This window comes from Nostocoides sp. F2B08 (assembly GCF_009184895.1).
Classification (GTDB): domain Bacteria; phylum Actinomycetota; class Actinomycetes; order Actinomycetales; family Dermatophilaceae; genus F2B08.
This window is the reverse complement of sequence record NZ_WESE01000006.1, coordinates 1-489: the sequence shown is the minus strand read 5'-3', so window position 1 is coordinate 489 and position 489 is coordinate 1.

The window sequence follows — 489 nt, the reverse complement described above, 5'->3', positions numbered from 1 at the left end:
AGGCGGCTCGCAGCATTCGCGTCGGACCCTACATCAGCGATCCATGACGACCCGCGCCCGACATCCCGCCGTGAACGCACCCGGCGGCGACGCCGACCCCACTGGCCGCGCCTTGGCCCAGGTGCTGCACTTCGCTGGAAAGGAAAACAAACTGAGCGATTAGTCCGGCATCTCGGGGCTGCGGCAGGGATGCTCGACCGTTGACGATCCCGAAGGTCGTGGTTCACACTCGACCGACAAGCGGGGAGGGCGGAGGAGGACCGCATGTGGTGGCTGTGGATTTGGCTGATGGGGGCCTTGTTGCCCACCGTGCTCTTGGCGCTGTGGGTCGACCACCACCGTGGCTCCCGCGGTGATTCTCGCGACGCCGACTTACCGGCGACGAAGCGCGGACGCCCCAGGCCCGTCGACTTCGACCACACCATTGGTCCTTGTCGCTACGACGTTGGCCCAGACCATAGGTCAGGGTGACCGGCTGCTCAGCGAATA